Raw genomic sequence first — 14,656 nt, forward strand, 5'->3', positions numbered from 1 at the left:
CGGCTGGGTGCTATAGCGCACGGGTCGTGCGATCGCGGCGCGCACCGATCACGCGGCACACGAGGTAGATCGCGAACGAGATCGTGGTGATGTACGGGCTCACCGGCAGCGTGCCCGCGACCGCGAGCAGCACCCCGCCCACCGCCGAGACGAATCCGAACAGCGCCGCGAGCACCGGCACCGACAGGGGCCCGGATGCCACCCGCATGGCGGCCGCGGCGGGGGTGACCAGCAGCGCCATCACGAGCAGGGCGCCGATGATGTGCACCGCGACGGCGACGATCAACCCGAGCAGCAGCATGAATCCCAACGACACGGCGGTCGTGGGGACGCCGCGGGCGGCGGCCGATTGCGGGTCGAGTGAGTCGAAGCGCAGCGGGCGCCAGATCAGCAGCAGCGCGACGAGCACCGCGACGCCGATGACGACCAGCCACCCGAGCTGTCCGCTCTGCACCGACACGATCTGGCCGGTCAGCAGGCTGAACCGCGTCGCGCTGCGCCCGTTGTAGAGCGACAGGCACAGGATGCCGACGCCCAGGCCGAACGGCATGAGCACGCCGATGATCGAGTTGCGGTCGCGCGCGCGGGCCCCGAGCAGGCCGATGAGCGCAGCCGCGATCAGGGAGCCGACGATCGACCCCGACACGACGTCGACGCCGATCAGCAGCGCGACCGCGGCGCCGGCGAAGGAGAGCTCGCTGATGCCGTGCACGGCGAAGGCCATGTCGCGCTGCATCACGAAGACGCCGATGAGTCCGCCCACGAGGCCCAGGACGGCACCGGCGTAGACGGAGTTCTGCACCAGCTCGAGAATGGCGCCGTACTGGCTCACCCCGCCGAACAGGGCGTCGCCGACGTCGGACCAGTTCATGCGTCGTCCTCGTCGTGGTGATGGTGGTGGGAGTCGTCGGCATCCGGAGCTCCGACGACGATGAGCTGGTCGCCCGCCCGCACCACGTAGACCGGGGCGCCGTAGAGCGCGCTCAGCGTCTCGGTCGTGAGCACCTCGTCGGGGGTGCCGAGCGTGAAGCGACCGTGGGCGATGTAGAGGATGCGGTCGACCCTCGACAGCACCGGATTGATGTCGTGGGTGACCAGGAGCACGGCGGCGTCGCGTTCGCGTCGGTGACGGTCGATGAGGCGGACGACGGCCTGCTGGTTGGCGAGGTCGAGACTCGTGAGCGGCTCATCGCACAGCAGCAGGGCGGGGTCGTCGGCGAGGGCCTGGCCCACGCGCAGCCGTTGCTGCTCGCCGCCGGAGAGCAGCCCGACCGGGCGGTCGGCGAACGCGGTCGCCCCGACGGCCTCGAGCAGCTCGTCGACGCGGGCACGGTCCTTCTTGCGCGACAGCGGCAGGCCGAGCCGGTGTCCGTCGACGCCGAGACCCACGATGTCGCGCCCGCGCAGCGGCGTCTCGCGCGGGAGCGGCCGCTGCTGGGGGATGTAGCCGATGCGACGGTTGCCGGCGCGGCGCACCGGCGCGCCCAGCGCCTCGATCGAGCCGGCGCTCAGCCGCTCGAGTCCGAGGATCGCGCGCAGCAGGGTGGTCTTGCCCGAGCCGCTGGGCCCGAGGACGGCGACGAGCTCGCCGGGCTCGACCTCGAGGTCGAGCCCGGCCCAGAGCTCTCGTCCGCCCCTCTCGAGGGCGGCGCCGTGGATGCGCAGCGGGGCCGCTGCGCTCACGCGCCCAGCGCGTCGCTCAGCGCCGTGATGTTGCTCTGCATCCACGAGATGTAAGTCTGACCCTCCGGGAGCGTTTCCGTGAATTCGATCACCGGGATGTTCTTCGCCTTCGCCTCGTCCTCGACCTGCGTCGTCTCGGCGCCGCCGGTCTGCGGGTTGACGATCATCACGCGGACCTCACCCGAATCGATCAGCTGCAGCGATTCCAGAAGCGTCGCCGGGGGGACGTCCTGGCCCTCCTCGACCGACTCGCTGAACTCGTTCGGGGTCGCGTTGTCGAGCCCCGCCGCCTCGATGAGGTAGACCGGCACCGGCTCGGTCACGAACACCTTCGCCCCAGCATCCTTCGCCTCGATCTGGGAGAGGGAGTCCTCGAGCCCGGCGATCTGCTGGGTGAACGCCTGAGCGTTGGCGGTGAAGTCGTCGGCGTGGTCGGGCGCGAGCGTACCGAGCTCTTCCGCGATGGCCGCGGTGAGGTCTTCGATCGTGTGCGGGTCGTACCAGACGTGCTCGTTGAAGCCCTCGATGTGGTCGTGGCCGTCGCCCTCGTCGTGCGCGTGGTCGTCGGCGCTCTCGCTCGGCGCCGGGGTGGCGCTGTCGTCGTGCCCCTCGGTGCCGGGGTAGTCGTGGTTGTACTCGACCGCCGTGAGCACGGGAGCCGAGGTGCCGCTGGCCTCGATGAGCGACTCCATGAAGGCGTCGTAGCCCGCGCCGTTCTCGATCACGAGCCCCGCGTTCTTCAGCGTGAGCTGGTCTTGCGCACTCGCCTCGTACTCGTGGGGGTCTTGCGACGACGAGGTGATGATCGACTGCACGTCGACGAAGTCGCCGCCGACGGCCTCGGCGATCGAGCCGTAGACGTCGGTGGATGCCACGACGGTGACCTTGCCGCCGGAGTCGGAGGTCGAGCCGGTCGAGGTCGAGGTGCCGGCGCAACCGGCGAGGGCGAGCACGGAGGCCGCACCGAGGACGACGGGGGCGAGAAGACGACGGGTCATGAAGACACCGTATCGCTGCTGATAATCGTTCTCAAACTCAGGGGCGAGGCCATAGCGGCTTTTCAGGAACCGCGTCGGCGACCACGGCGGCAGTGCTCGCGGAGGGCCCGCTCGGCTTCCTCACCGAGAACCGCAGCCACGTCGCCTCCCCCGCCGCGATCGGCGACGCGCCGCCCACCGCGGTCTCGGACCTGCGGGCCGAGGTGCAGACCGAGGCGCTGCGGGCCGAGGCGCTGCGGGCCGAGGCGGCGCGGGGCTGACGCGCACCGGGCCGGCCCGGGTACCTCAGCGGGCGCGGGTCCTGCGCGCCCGCCAGGCCCGCCACGCCCCGGTCGACCAGAGAGCCCAGACCACCAGCAGGGGCTGGAAGAGCAGTCGGATGCCGCGAGCCAGATCGGTGTCGAGGCCGAAGGCATCGGTACCGCGGACGAACTGCTCGATGTTGCCCGGGAAGATCGCGACGAAGAAGGCCGCCGCGATCCAGCCGACGGCGACGCGTCGACGGCGGAGGATCGCGAGGGCGAGTCCGAGCGCGATCTCGACGATCCCGGATGCCACGACCGTGACGTCGACCGGGAGCGGCAGCCAGGACGGCACCTGGGCGACGAACTCGTCGCGCGCGAACGTGAGGTGCGCGGTGCCGGCGAACACGAGTGCCGCACCGAGCAGCCAGCGGGCGAGGGTGCGGGTCAGGCTCATCTGTCGAGGGTAGGCGTGCCCGCGTTCGCCGTGCTCACCACCCGCCGCCGCCGCTCCCCCCAGTTGAGTGTCCAAGACATGCCGCGCACGGGGCGTACCACCGGCGTGTCCTGGACACTCGACAGGGTGAGGGCGCCCGCGTCAGCGCCGCAGGATGCGCTGGGCCAGGGTATTGCCGAGCAGCTGGCCGGCCTGCACGATCACGACGATGATCGCCACGGTCACCCACGTCGCCTGCTGGTTGAACTGCTGGTAGCCGTAGATGATCGCGAAGTTGCCGAGGCCGCCGCCGCCGATGTACCCCGCCATGGCCGACATGTCGACGACGGCGATGAACATGAACGTGTAGCCGAGGATCAGCGGCGCGAGGGCCTCGGGGATGACGACCCCGAACAGCACGCCGATCCTGCGCGCACCCACGGCACGCGCCGCCTCGACGGTTCCGGGATCGACCGCGACGAGGTTCTGCTCGACGACGCGGGCGATCACGACCGTGGCCATGATCGTGATCGGCACGATCGCGGCATCCGTCCCCAGGGTCGTGCCCGTCACCGCGCGCGTGACCGGAGCCACCGCGGTGAGGAAGATGATGAACGGGATCGGACGGATGACGTTGATCACGAGATTGGCGATGAAGAAGACGACGCGGTTCTCGAACAGGTTGCCCGGCCGCGTGGCGTACAGGAGCGCGCCGATGACGAGTCCCGCGACCCCCGCGATGAGCAGCGACACCGCGACCATGTAGACGGTCTCGCCGATCGACTGCAGCAGCACCGGGGTGAGGGTGTCCCACTTGTTCATGCGCGGGCTCCCTCGCCGGGGACGACGACGTCGGTGTGAGCGCGGAGATCGGTCACGATGGCATCCAGATCATCGGTGTGCACGCGGTAGGTGAGCGTGCCGAGCTGCTTGCCCAGCACGTCGGTGACCCCGCCGTAGACGACGGAGTGCCGCGCGCCGTGGCGGTGGAACACGGCCGAGACGTCCTCGCTCGAGAACTCGTTGACCTCGACGCTGACGAGCGCGCCGCCTCCCGCGGCGAGCGCGGACAGGGCCTCACCGCTCGGCACGCCCTGCGTCACCGCGGCGACGAAGCGCTTGGTCAGGTCGGCGCGGGGGTGCGCGAAGACGCGGTAGGTGTCGCCGCTGTCGACGACGCGGCCTCCGTCCATCACGATGACCTGATCGCACAGCTCGTGCACGATCGAGATCTGGTGCGTGATGACGACGATCGTGATGCCCAGGCGCCGGTTGATCTCGCGCAACAGGTCGAGCACCTCGGCCGTGGTCTGCGGGTCGAGGGCGCTCGTGGCCTCGTCGGCGAGCAGGATCTGCGGGTTCGTCGCGATCGCACGCGCGATGCCCACGCGCTGCTTCTGCCCGCCCGACAGGCGTCGCGGGTACTGCTTCGCCTTGTCGCCGATGCCCACGAAGTCGAGCAGCTCGGCCACCCGCTTGTCGCGGTCGGCCTTCTTCCAGCCGGCGACCTTGAGCGGGTAGGCGACGTTCGCCGCGACCGTGCGCGAGGTGAAGAGGTTGAACTGCTGGAAGATCATGCCCACGCGGCGCCGCAGGTCGCGCAGCTTCGCCTCGGTGGCATCCCCGACGTTCACGCCCAGCACCTCGACGGTGCCCGAGGTGGGCTTCTCGAGACCGTTCAGCAGGCGCACGAGCGTCGACTTGCCCGCGCCGGAGTATCCGATGACCCCGACGATCGACCCCTGCTCCACGCTCACCGTGACGTCGTCGACGGCGTTCGTGGAGGAGCGGCGATCGGTGCGGAAGCTCTTCGTGACGCCCCGCAGCTCGATGACCGAGGTCATCCCTTCTGGGCCTTGAGGGCGTCTTCGAGGCTGGTGAGCTCGTCCTGCAGCTGCGCGCCGGTCCACTCGGTCTTGAACTGCAGGTTGCCCTGGTTCAGCTCGGTGACCGCCGCCTCGACCTCGGGCGAGTGGTACGCGGCGACGAGCTTCTCCCAGCGCGGGTCGTCCTTCTTGTCGTCGCGCGTGACGAAGGCGTTGATGTAGGGCGCGAGCTGCGGGTTGTTCAGGTCTTCCTTGAAGATGATGAGCTCATCGCCGAGACCGCCCTTCTGCGCCTGCGTGTTGTTGACGATCGCGGCCTGCGCGCTGCCGTCCTTGAGCGCGGTGACTGTCTGGTTGGTGTCGACCGGGAGCAGCTCGACCTTGGACGTCACGATGTCCGCGGGGGTCGAGAGGGCGGTCCCGCCGTCCTTGAGCGTGAGCAGCCCCGCCGTCTGCAGGTTGAGCAGACCTCGGGCGAGGTTGGTCGGGTTGTTCGGGATCGCGATCTTCGCGCCCTCGGGGAGGTCCTTCACGTTCTTGTACTGCTCCGAGTACAGCGCGAGCGGGTACACCGCGGTGGCGCCGACCGGCACGAGCGAGCCGTTGTTCTCGACGTTGAACTGCGAGAGGTAGATGAGGTGCTGGAAGAGGTTCACGTCGAGCTCGCCGTCCTGCACGCCCTGGTTGAGCTGCACGCCGTCGTTGATCGTGCGCACCTCGAGGTCGATGCCCTCGTCGGCGAGCTTCTGCTTCAGCACCGTCCAGTGCGCCTCGTTGCCGTCGTCGGCGCCCAGCACGATGCGGGAGGAGTCGTCGGAGGATGCCGCTCCCCCGGCGCACCCGGTGAGGGCGAGGAGGAGGGCTGCGGTGGAGGCGCCGAGGATCGTGGCCAGGCGCGGGGTGCGGTGCGAAGTCATGACACCACGTCAACATGCCCCCGCGCGAGGCCCAAACCCGACCGTTACGGCCCGTAACCGGTCGTCACACGGCGTCATCGATTCGACGGATCGCGCGCTCCGCGGCATCCCCTCGCCGTCGGGGCGTGGCAGGCCAACCGCCGTCACGGGCGGCCTGCCACGGTGATCACACCGCGACGGTCGGTGCGAACTCCGCGGAGAACCGGTGCACGCCGGCTCCGACCTCGGCATCGACCTCCCCCAGCCACACCTCGGCGACCACACCCTCGGGCACCGTCACCTCGAGATGCACGACGCCGCCCTCGCGGCGCCAGGCGACCGCGATCGTGCCGTGCCTGCTGTCGTACGACGTCGACGCGTCGTCGATGCCGTCGATCGGCTGCGGCGCGACGCGCACGCGGGAATATCCGGGCTCCAGCGGCGCGAGTCCCGCCAGCTCGCGATGCATCCAATCGGCCACCGCGCCCAGGGCGTAGTGGTTGAAGGACGTCATCTCGCCGGGGTTGATCGTGCCGTCGGGCAGCATCGAGTCCCAGCGCTCCCACACGGTGGTCGCGCCCATAGTCACGGGGTAGAGCCACGACGGGCACTCGCGCTGCAGGAGCAGTCGCCCCGCGGTCTCGAGATGACCGGTGCTGCTCAGCGCGTCGAGGATGTACGGCGTGCCGGCGAACCCTGTCGAGATGCGGTGGCCGGCCGCCTCGACGAGCTCCGCGAGGCGGTCGCCCGCCCAGGAGAGCTCCTCGTCGTCGAGCAGTCCGAACACGATGGCGAGCGCGTACGACGTCTCGCAGTGATTTCGCAGCCGCTGCTCGTCGCGGGCGACGTACGCCTCGCGGAAGGCGCGCCGCGTCGCGTCGCGGAGGTGCTCGAGCTCGCAGCGCACGTCCCACCGGCCGAGAGCCTCCACGACGCGAACGGCGAGATCCGCGGACCGGTACAGGCACGCGGTGGCCACCAGCCCCCGGTCGGCCTTGGCCGCAGCGGGGTCCTCCGGGGGCGCGTCGGGGTCGAGCCAGTCGCCGAACTGGAACCCGCGGTCCCACAGACCGGTCTCCGACACGAGCGACGACACATGGCGGAGGTGCGCCAGCATCCCCTCGACGTTCTCGGAGAGCACGCGGACGTCGCCGGATGCCATCCACACGGCCCACGGCACCCAGACGATCGCGTCGCTCCACACTGCCGTCGAGTCGACGGGGGTGATGTCCTCCGGCACGCCCACGTACTTCAGCACGTCGGGCACGACGTACGGCACGACCCCGCCCTGGTGCTGCTGCTCGACGGACACGTCGCGCAGCCAGTCGCGCAGAAAATCGCCGACGTCGAAGAGATAGGCGCTGGTGGGCGCGAAGACCGCGATGTCACCGGTCCACCCGAGCCGCTCGTCACGCTGCGGGCAATCGGTGGGCAGGTCGACGAAATTGCCCCGCGTGCTGTTGACGACGTTCTCGTGCAGCTGGTTCAGCAGGGGGTCGGAGCTCGAGAACGTGCCGGTGCGCCGCAGGCGCGAGCTGATGCGCACCGCTTCGAGTCCACCCCGACGTACGGCATCCACCCCTCCGGGCCACCCGTCGACCTCCACGTAGCGGAAGCCGTGGAAAGTGAAGCGGGGCTCGAAGACGTCGGTGCCCCCGGAGAGGATGAATCGATCCGTTGCGCGGGCCGAACGCAGGGGACGGATGCCGATCTCGTCCTTCTCGAGAACCTCGGCGTGCCGCAGCGTCACGACGCCGCCGGATTCGCCGGTGACCTCGGCGCGGACCCAGCCGACGAGGTTCTCACCGAAGTCGACGATCAGCCGACCCGTGGGCGAAAGCCACGCGTCGCGGACTGGGAGCGTCTCCACGGGGACGACGGGGGGTCCGACATAGCGTTCGAACCGCACGGAGGGGACGTCGATCACCTCGACCGGCGCCTCGGGCGAGGCGGCCCCGCGACGACGGGCGTCGATGGTCTGCCCGTGGTACAGGTCGTCGGACACCGTGTCGGAAGCCCGGACCGACCACGAGTCGTCGGTCGCCCAGACCTGCGTGTGCCCGTCGGCGAAGACGAGCTCGATCTCGGCGATCGCGGCGAGGCGGTCGCCGTAGACACCGGTCGCTCCCATCCAGGTCAGGCTCCCGCGGTACCAGCCGTTGCCGAGGGTGAGCTCCAGCGTCGACTCGGCGGCGACGAGAGCGGTGACGTCGGTCTCCGCGACCCGCACGCGCCACTCGTAACTCGACCATCCGGGGGTCAGGAGCTCGTCGGAGACACGGATGCCGTTGACGGCCGCCTCGACGACACCGAGCGCCGAGTACCGCAGGGTGGCGCGCACCGGCTCACCGTGATCGGGGTCGAGGACGAAGCGGCCGATGAGGGTCGGAGCGCCGCCGCCCACGGGCGCTGCCGGGGAGATGAGGAGAGCAGTGGGGAACATGGTCAGCCCTTGATCGCCCCGCTGGTCATGCCCGCCACGATCTGGCGGTTGAAGAAGACGTACATGACGAGGGGCGGGATGGTGATGAGGAGGATGTCGGCGAACAGCAGGTTGAATTGCCCGGCACTGGTCGAGCTCGAGGCATAGGCGTAGAGGGTCAGCTGCACGGTCGCGTTGGCGTCTCCCGGGAGGAAGTACAGCGGGTTGGCGAAGTCGTTGAAGACAGCGACCGACTGCACGACGATGACCGTGACGATCACCGGTTTGAGCAGCGGCAGCACCACCTGGAAGAACAGTCGGATCGGCCCCGCGCCGTCGATGAGGGCGGCCTCGTCGAGCTCGCGGGGGATCGTGGAGACGAAGGCCCGGAACAGCAGGATGCAGAACGACAGGCCGAACGTCGCCTCGATGAGGATGAGACCGCCGAGGGTCTTGAACAGCCCGAGACCCTGAAGAACCCAGATGGTGGGCACGACCGCGGGAGGGACGATCAGCCCCGCGAGCACGAAGAAGTTGATCACGCCGTTCCAGCGCGACTTCTTGCGCTGCAGCACGTAGCCGACCATCGCCGCCAGCACGACCATGACCACCACGCTCGCCACCGTGAGCACGATGCTGTTGGCGAAGGCGCGGATCAGGATGCCGTTGCGATCGGCGAGGACCGCGGCGATGTTCTCCCACAGCTTCCACTCGGTGGGCCAGCTGAAGGCGAGCATCGACGCCTCGGGCGCGGTCTTGGCCGCGGTGACCAGGATGAAGGCGAAGGGCACGAGGAAGATGACGACCGACACGATGATGGCGATCGTGCCGACGGTCCACCGCCGTACGGCGAGGCGGGTCATGCGTCCACGCTCCTTTTGTTGATGAACATCGAGATGGGGATCATGACCGCCGTCACGACGATGAAGAGGACGACGTTGCCCGCGGTCGACAAGCCGTAGAAACCGGCTTGGTACTGCTTGTAGATCACGGACGCGATGACGTCCGAGCTGAAGCCCGGGCCGCCCTTCGTCATCGCCCAGATCAGATCGAACGAGCGCAAGCCGCCGATGAGCGACAGGATCACGACCGTCCCGGTCGCCGGCCACGACAGCGGGAAGGTGATGTTGCGGAACACCTTCCACGCACTCGCTCCATCGACACGGGCGGCCTCGAAGTACTCCTGCGGGATCGCGACGATCCCGGCGATGTAGATGAGCGTGGCGATCCCGAGCCCCTTCCACACGTCGACCAGCGCCACGCTGATCAGCGCGAGATTCGGATCCGTCAGCCACCCCGGACCCTGGATGCCGAACACCGACAGGGCACCGTTGACGAGGCCGTCGAACGGATCCAGCAGCACCTTGAAGGTCAAGCCCACCCCGATGGTCGAGACGAGCACGGGGAAGAACGTGACGGCCCGCAGGTAGCCACGGCCGATGATCTCCGAGGTCAGGAGCACGGCGAGCGCGAGTCCGAGGACCACCTTCAGACCGCTCGTGACGACGGCGTAGATCAGCGTGTGCAGGAATGCCTGCGAGAGCTGCGGGTCGGAGAAGAACTGGACGAAGTTGTCGAGCCCGATGAACTGGACGTCGAAGAGCGACCATCGGGTGAGGCTGAAGTAGAACGAGGCGAAGGTCGGCACGGCGAACAGCACCACGTACAGGGCGGCCGCGGGGATGTAGAACCACGACGGGTACATGCTGCGCGCTTTACGACCCGCCCGTGTCGCGGGGGGAACGCCTCCGCGCCGGTTCCGCACCTGGGGCGGCACCACATTGGCGAACGTCTGGGCCATCGTCACTCCTTCGTGGGGGAAGAGCGGGGCCGGAGAGGGGGGTCTCCGGCCCCGCGATGTGCGGCGGGAGAGGGGCACCGACCGCACGGGGGCGCTGGATTCAGCGCGTTCTCACCAGCCGGCGAGGCCGAGTTGCTGGGCCTGCTTCTTCACGTCGTCGTCGTAGGCGGCGGCGCCGTCCTGCGCGCTCGAGATGCCGGAGCCGACGCTGATGGCGATGTTCTCGAGGTTCGGCCCCTTGACGGGAGAGAGGAACTCGAGGGCGGGAGCGCTCTTGCCCTCGTCGACGTACTTCTGGATCTCCGCGACCAGGGGGGCGGCATCCGACGGCACGGAGCACGAGCTGATCGAGAATGGGCCGCCCGCCACGTAGTTCGCGTTCTGGATGTCGCAGCCCTCGGGGGAGTTGACGAAGGCGACGAACTTCTTCGCGGCATCCAGCTGCGCGCCCTCGGTGCTCTTGGGGATGTAGACCGCGCTGGGCTCCCACACGGTGAGCGTCGTGTTCGCGGCCTTGTCGGCCGGCATCGCGAAGAAGCCGATGTCGGCGACCGCATCCGGGTTCGACTGCGTGATGTTGCTCAGGACGGCGCTCGAGAGCATGGGGTACATCGCCGCCTTGCCCGTGGCGAGAGCTGCGGAGCCCTCGGCGGCCGTCGCGGTGGCGAAGTCGGCGTTGAAGAGGCCCTTGTCGAAGGCGTCCTGAAGGTGCGTGAAGCCGGCGAGGGCGGGCTCCTGGGCGAATTTGGCCTTGTTGTTCGTGAAGTCGTCGGCCCAGTTCTCGTCCTGCGTCCGGACGTTGCCGAAGTCGGCGAGCAGGAACAGCTGCGAGGTCCAGGTGTCGCCGTAGGTCTGCTCGATCGGCGTGATCCCCGCCGCCTTGATCTTCTCGGCGGCCGCGACCAGCGACAACCAGTCGGTCGGCACGCTGATGCCCAGGTCGGAGAAGACCTTCGTGTTGTAGGCGATACCGCCCGCCATCGACGTGCCGAGAGGTGCGCCGTAGGTGCCGTTGTCGGTGGACGCGACGGTCTTGAAGTTGTCGGTGACCTCGGACACCCACGACTCGTCGGCGAGGTTCGCCAACGTCTGGTCGGGATTGAGTGCCTGGAAGAGCGAGCCGGTGTTGTAGAAGAAGACGTCGTCCATCTCGCCGGTCGACAGCTGGGTCTTGACGAGGTTGTCTCCCTCGGTGCCGCCGGGGCGGGTGTTGAGGGTGACGGTGATGTCGGGATTGGCCTTCTCGAATGCGGAGATGAGCGCATTGCCGGTGGCGATGGAGTCGTCGCCATTGGTGGTCAGGAAGGTGATTTCGACCTTCCCGTCAGCGGAGCCGCCGCCCGCTCCGCCGGAGCAACCGGCGAGGGCCAGGGCGGTGAGGCCGACACCGGCGACGACGATCGTCGCCCGGCGCGGGGTGATGAATGAGGACACTGCTTACCTCCTTGTAAGGGGCCGGGTACTGGGGACTCCGACCGGTGCGACGCCTCGGGACTCGGGTGCGAGATCGAGTGTAAACCGATCTACACCAGACGACGAAGCGAGAATAAACCGAGTGGCGGGATTTCGTCAACCGATCTACATTGGGAGCAACGACCGAAGGAGCTCGATGCCGGACAACGCATCATCCGCGGGGCCGCCGACCCGCGCCGCGACGATCGAAGACGTCGCACAGCACGCCGGCGTGTCCAAGGCCGCCGTGTCGAAGGTGATCCGAGACGCCTACGGCGTGAGCGATCGGATGCGCGAGCGGGTCACGGCTTCCATCGCCGCACTCGACTACCGCCCTCGCGTGGCGGCGCGAGCGATGCGCGGGTCGACGGCGACCATCGGCGTGCAGCTCCCGCAGGTCGACAACGAGTTCTTCACGCGCATCCTCACCGGCATCGTGCGGGAGCTCAACGCCTCGGCCTACCGATTGATCATCGCCCCGATGGCTGACCCGGTCAGCGGGACGGCCGCGCTCGAGAGCCTCTACGACCGACAGGTCGACGGCATCATCGCCGTCGCTCCGGCCGTCCCCCAAGCCTGGCTCGAGGGCCTCGCGCGGCGCGTCCCGCTCGTTCAGGTCGGCCAGCACGACCATCCGCAGCACTACGACGTCGTGGTCGGCGACGACGATGCCGGAGCGCGCCTGGTGATGGAGCACCTCTTCGACGCGGGTCACACCCGGATCGTGCACGTGACGAACGACGAGCGGATCCTCGTCGAACCCCGCACCGACCCGCACCCGCGGCGCCTGCGCGTCTACGAGAGCATGATGCGCGAGCGCGGGCTCGAGCCCGACGTCATCCGAATCGACTCGTCCGATCACGACACACGACACACGGTGATCGACCTCCTCGACCGCGCGACGCCGCCGACAGCGCTGTTCGCGGGTCACGACTCGCTGGCGCTGGCGGCCCTCGAGGTCTCCGCCGAACGGGGAGTGGGCGCCGCGGAGTTCGCGGTCGTCGGCTACGACGACGTGCCGATCGCCAGCCACCCCCTGATCGGGCTCTCCACCGTCGACCAGCACGGCCAGGAGATGGGCGCCACCGCGGCGCAGCTCCTGCTCGAACGGATCGGGGGTCGTCACGACGCGCAGCGCCGCGTGTTCTCGCCGGCCCTGCGGGTGCGGGCGACCAGCGGATCCGCTCCCGCGGGGAGTGATCGGACGCTCTGAGGCCCCACTCTCCCCCGCCGAGGCCCGGCGCTGTCTCCCGGGCGGCTAGCCTGGACAGCGATGTCACGGGACGAGAACGCGCGAAGAAGACTCTCCCGGAACAGCCCCCAGGGGCTCGTCGTCCTGGTGCTGGCACTGGCGGGGCTGTGCTCCTCGTTCATGTTCACCCTGGTGGTGCCGATCCAGTCGCAGCTTCCGCAGCTGCTGAACGCCTCCCGAGACGACACCGCCTGGGTCGTGACCTCGACCCTGCTGGCGGCGGCCGTGATCACGCCCATCGCCGGCCGGCTCGGCGACATGTACGGTAAGCGGCGCATCGTGCTCGTCCTGCTGGTCGTCATGATCCTCGGCTCGGTCGTCGCAGCCTTGTCGACCGGGATCATCGGCATGATCGTCGGTCGTGCTCTGCAGGGCGCCATCGTCGGCGTCGTCCCTCTGGGCATCTCGATCATGCGCGACGTGCTGCACGAGAACCGCGTCGACAGCGCCATCGCGCTGATGAGCGCGACCCTCGGGGTCGGCGGCGCACTGGGCCTGCCGATCAGCGCTCTGGTCGCCGAGAACACCGACTGGCACTGGCTGTTCTGGATCGCCGGAGCGCTCGGCGCGGTGGTCTTCGGGCTGATCCTCTGGATCGTCCCGGTCAGCGTGCTGCGCACCGCCGGACGCTTCGACTATCTCGGCGCGGTGGGCCTGGCGGTCGGCCTGATCGGCGTGCTGCTGGCCGTGTCCCGCGGGAACACGTGGGGCTGGACGTCACCGCTCACGCTGTCGCTCGCGATCGGCGGAATCGGCGTGCTGCTGCTGTGGGGCTGGTTCGAGCTCCGCATCGAGAAACCGCTGCTCGACCTGCGAGTCGCCGCGCGCCGCCCCGTGCTGCTCACGAACCTGGCATCCATCGCCATGGGCTTCGCACTCTTCACCTCGAACGTCGCCTATCCGCAGATGCTCGAACTGCCGGTGGCGACCGGAGTGGGACTCGGGCTGTCGCTGTTGGCCGCGAGCCTCGTCGTCATGCCCTCGGGGCTGGTGATGATGGTGCTCTCGCCCATCTCGGGAACGCTCGCGCGCACGATCGGGCCCCGGGTGCTTCTCGTGGCCGGGTCGATCTCGCTCATCCTCGCGTACGGATTCAGTTTGATCTTCTCGACCGAGGTGTGGCACTTCGTCGTCGCCAACGTCCTGATCGGGTTCGGCATCGGCTTCGGGTACGCGGCCATGCCGATGCTCATCATGCGCGCCGTGCCGCCGAGCGAGACGGGGGCGTCAAACGGCCTGAACGCCCTCGCGCGCTCTCTCGGAACCAGCACGGCCGCCGCGATCGTCGGCGTGGTGCTCGCGACGCTCTCGACCGGCGACGGCGAGACCCGTGTGCCGACGGCGCAGGCATTCCAGGCGTCGTTCCTGCTGGGCATCGGGGCGGCCGCGGTCGCGCTCGTGCTGGCGCTGCTCATCCCGGCGCGGCCGGCACCGCGCGCCGAGCGGTCGTCGCTGCCCGATTAGTCGTCGCGGGACGCGCGCCGCCTGCGTCGCAGCCACGCCGACAGACGCGCGGTGTGGCGGTCGGTGAACTCGTTCGACAAGGCGAGGGCCTCGGCGCCGATGTCGGCACCGCCGTCGATCGCGCGCAGCGCACGCAGGGCCCGTTCCTCCGGGCTCTCTGCGTCAGGCTCCACGAAGTCCACGC

General features: G+C 69.2%; 15 protein-coding genes. 3 read left to right on the top strand and 12 right to left on the bottom strand.

From position 1 onward, the window contains the following. Positions 1 to 10 precede the first annotated feature (10 nt). From ACFZA2_RS06255 to ACFZA2_RS06265, 3 genes are read right to left on the bottom strand one after another with little or no spacing between them, the layout of a single operon-like run. Positions 11 to 871 (bottom strand): metal ABC transporter permease, encoded by an 861-nt coding sequence (locus ACFZA2_RS06255; protein ID WP_363388624.1) that lies wholly within the window; start codon positions 869 to 871, stop codon positions 11 to 13. After that, on the bottom strand, positions 868 to 1,683 hold the full coding sequence (locus ACFZA2_RS06260) for a metal ABC transporter ATP-binding protein (protein WP_315994227.1): 816 nt from the start codon (positions 1,681 to 1,683) through the stop codon (positions 868 to 870). Before ACFZA2_RS06260 ends, ACFZA2_RS06255 begins: the two co-directional genes overlap by 4 nt. Next, complete coding sequence (locus ACFZA2_RS06265) at positions 1,680 to 2,681, bottom strand: metal ABC transporter solute-binding protein, Zn/Mn family (RefSeq protein WP_391402101.1); 1,002 nt, start codon at positions 2,679 to 2,681, stop codon at positions 1,680 to 1,682. Before ACFZA2_RS06265 ends, ACFZA2_RS06260 begins: the two co-directional genes overlap by 4 nt. Before the next feature lie 92 nt (positions 2,682 to 2,773). Here ACFZA2_RS06265 and ACFZA2_RS06270 point away from each other — a divergent pair, with 92 nt between their 5' ends. Further along, positions 2,774 to 2,941 (top strand): hypothetical protein, encoded by a 168-nt coding sequence (locus ACFZA2_RS06270; RefSeq protein ID WP_391402104.1) that lies wholly within the window; start codon positions 2,774 to 2,776, stop codon positions 2,939 to 2,941. 25 nt (positions 2,942 to 2,966) lie between these two features. On the opposite strand, the gene ACFZA2_RS06275 is transcribed toward ACFZA2_RS06270, so the two are convergent. From ACFZA2_RS06275 to ACFZA2_RS06310, 8 genes are all read right to left on the bottom strand, one after another. Continuing rightward, positions 2,967 to 3,380, bottom strand: a complete 414-nt coding sequence (locus ACFZA2_RS06275) for a hypothetical protein (protein WP_391402106.1) — start codon at positions 3,378 to 3,380, stop codon at positions 2,967 to 2,969. A gap of 141 nt (positions 3,381 to 3,521) precedes the next feature. After that, complete coding sequence (locus tag ACFZA2_RS06280) at positions 3,522 to 4,181, bottom strand: methionine ABC transporter permease (RefSeq protein WP_391402109.1); 660 nt, start codon at positions 4,179 to 4,181, stop codon at positions 3,522 to 3,524. Next, a complete protein-coding gene (locus ACFZA2_RS06285) occupies positions 4,178 to 5,203 on the bottom strand; it encodes a methionine ABC transporter ATP-binding protein (protein ID WP_391402113.1) in 1,026 nt (341 codons plus the stop codon). The genes ACFZA2_RS06280 and ACFZA2_RS06285 overlap by 4 nt, the downstream gene beginning before the upstream one ends. Then, positions 5,200 to 6,102: a MetQ/NlpA family ABC transporter substrate-binding protein gene (locus ACFZA2_RS06290; protein WP_391402115.1), complete on the bottom strand. Its 903-nt coding sequence runs from the start codon at positions 6,100 to 6,102 to the stop codon at positions 5,200 to 5,202. Before ACFZA2_RS06290 ends, ACFZA2_RS06285 begins: the two co-directional genes overlap by 4 nt. Positions 6,103 to 6,268: 166 nt before the next feature. Then, complete coding sequence (locus tag ACFZA2_RS06295; protein ID WP_391402118.1) at positions 6,269 to 8,524, bottom strand: family 78 glycoside hydrolase catalytic domain; 2,256 nt, start codon at positions 8,522 to 8,524, stop codon at positions 6,269 to 6,271. Between the two features lie 2 nt (positions 8,525 to 8,526). Next, the gene (locus ACFZA2_RS06300; RefSeq protein WP_391402121.1) at positions 8,527 to 9,366 is read right to left on the bottom strand and encodes a carbohydrate ABC transporter permease; all 840 of its coding nucleotides are present in this window, start codon (positions 9,364 to 9,366) and stop codon (positions 8,527 to 8,529) included. Beyond that, positions 9,363 to 10,304, bottom strand: coding sequence for a sugar ABC transporter permease (locus ACFZA2_RS06305; RefSeq protein ID WP_315994219.1), 942 nt, complete (start codon positions 10,302 to 10,304; stop codon positions 9,363 to 9,365). Before ACFZA2_RS06305 ends, ACFZA2_RS06300 begins: the two co-directional genes overlap by 4 nt. A gap of 111 nt (positions 10,305 to 10,415) precedes the next feature. Beyond that, positions 10,416 to 11,738, bottom strand: a complete 1,323-nt coding sequence (locus ACFZA2_RS06310) for an ABC transporter substrate-binding protein (RefSeq protein WP_391402125.1) — start codon at positions 11,736 to 11,738, stop codon at positions 10,416 to 10,418. A 175-nt stretch (positions 11,739 to 11,913) separates the two neighbouring features. Between ACFZA2_RS06310 and ACFZA2_RS06315 the strand changes: the two genes are divergently transcribed. After that, entirely contained in the window at positions 11,914 to 12,969 is a 1,056-nt protein-coding gene (locus tag ACFZA2_RS06315) for a LacI family DNA-binding transcriptional regulator (protein WP_391402129.1), read from the top strand. A gap of 60 nt (positions 12,970 to 13,029) precedes the next feature. Then, positions 13,030 to 14,472, top strand: coding sequence for an MFS transporter (locus ACFZA2_RS06320; protein ID WP_391402132.1), 1,443 nt, complete (start codon positions 13,030 to 13,032; stop codon positions 14,470 to 14,472). Here the strand turns inward: ACFZA2_RS06320 and ACFZA2_RS06325 are convergent. Continuing rightward, positions 14,469 to 14,645, bottom strand: coding sequence for a hypothetical protein (locus ACFZA2_RS06325; RefSeq protein ID WP_391402135.1), 177 nt, complete (start codon positions 14,643 to 14,645; stop codon positions 14,469 to 14,471). The genes ACFZA2_RS06320 and ACFZA2_RS06325 overlap by 4 nt on opposite strands. Positions 14,646 to 14,656 lie beyond the last annotated feature (11 nt).

This window comes from Microbacterium sp. NPDC007973 (genome assembly GCF_042958465.1).
Classification (GTDB): Bacteria; Actinomycetota; Actinomycetes; order Actinomycetales; family Microbacteriaceae; genus Microbacterium; species Microbacterium galbum.

What these genes read in the sequence shown, in the direction of transcription:
- ACFZA2_RS06315 (WP_391402129.1), top strand. Translation starts at nt 11,914, where the DNA reads ATGCCGGACAACGCATCATCCGCGGGGCCGCCGACCCGCGCCGCGACG.
- ACFZA2_RS06275 (WP_391402106.1), bottom strand. Translation starts at nt 3,380, where the DNA reads ATGAGCCTGACCCGCACCCTCGCCCGCTGGCTGCTCGGTGCGGCACTC.
- ACFZA2_RS06305 (WP_315994219.1), bottom strand. Translation starts at nt 10,304, where the DNA reads ATGGCCCAGACGTTCGCCAATGTGGTGCCGCCCCAGGTGCGGAACCGG.
- ACFZA2_RS06280 (WP_391402109.1), bottom strand. Translation starts at nt 4,181, where the DNA reads ATGAACAAGTGGGACACCCTCACCCCGGTGCTGCTGCAGTCGATCGGC.
- ACFZA2_RS06290 (WP_391402115.1), bottom strand. Translation starts at nt 6,102, where the DNA reads ATGACTTCGCACCGCACCCCGCGCCTGGCCACGATCCTCGGCGCCTCC.
- ACFZA2_RS06255 (WP_363388624.1), bottom strand. Translation starts at nt 871, where the DNA reads ATGAACTGGTCCGACGTCGGCGACGCCCTGTTCGGCGGGGTGAGCCAG.
- ACFZA2_RS06320 (WP_391402132.1), top strand. Translation starts at nt 13,030, where the DNA reads ATGTCACGGGACGAGAACGCGCGAAGAAGACTCTCCCGGAACAGCCCC.
- ACFZA2_RS06265 (WP_391402101.1), bottom strand. Translation starts at nt 2,681, where the DNA reads ATGACCCGTCGTCTTCTCGCCCCCGTCGTCCTCGGTGCGGCCTCCGTG.
- ACFZA2_RS06295 (WP_391402118.1), bottom strand. Translation starts at nt 8,524, where the DNA reads ATGTTCCCCACTGCTCTCCTCATCTCCCCGGCAGCGCCCGTGGGCGGC.
- ACFZA2_RS06285 (WP_391402113.1), bottom strand. Translation starts at nt 5,203, where the DNA reads ATGACCTCGGTCATCGAGCTGCGGGGCGTCACGAAGAGCTTCCGCACC.
- ACFZA2_RS06300 (WP_391402121.1), bottom strand. Translation starts at nt 9,366, where the DNA reads ATGACCCGCCTCGCCGTACGGCGGTGGACCGTCGGCACGATCGCCATC.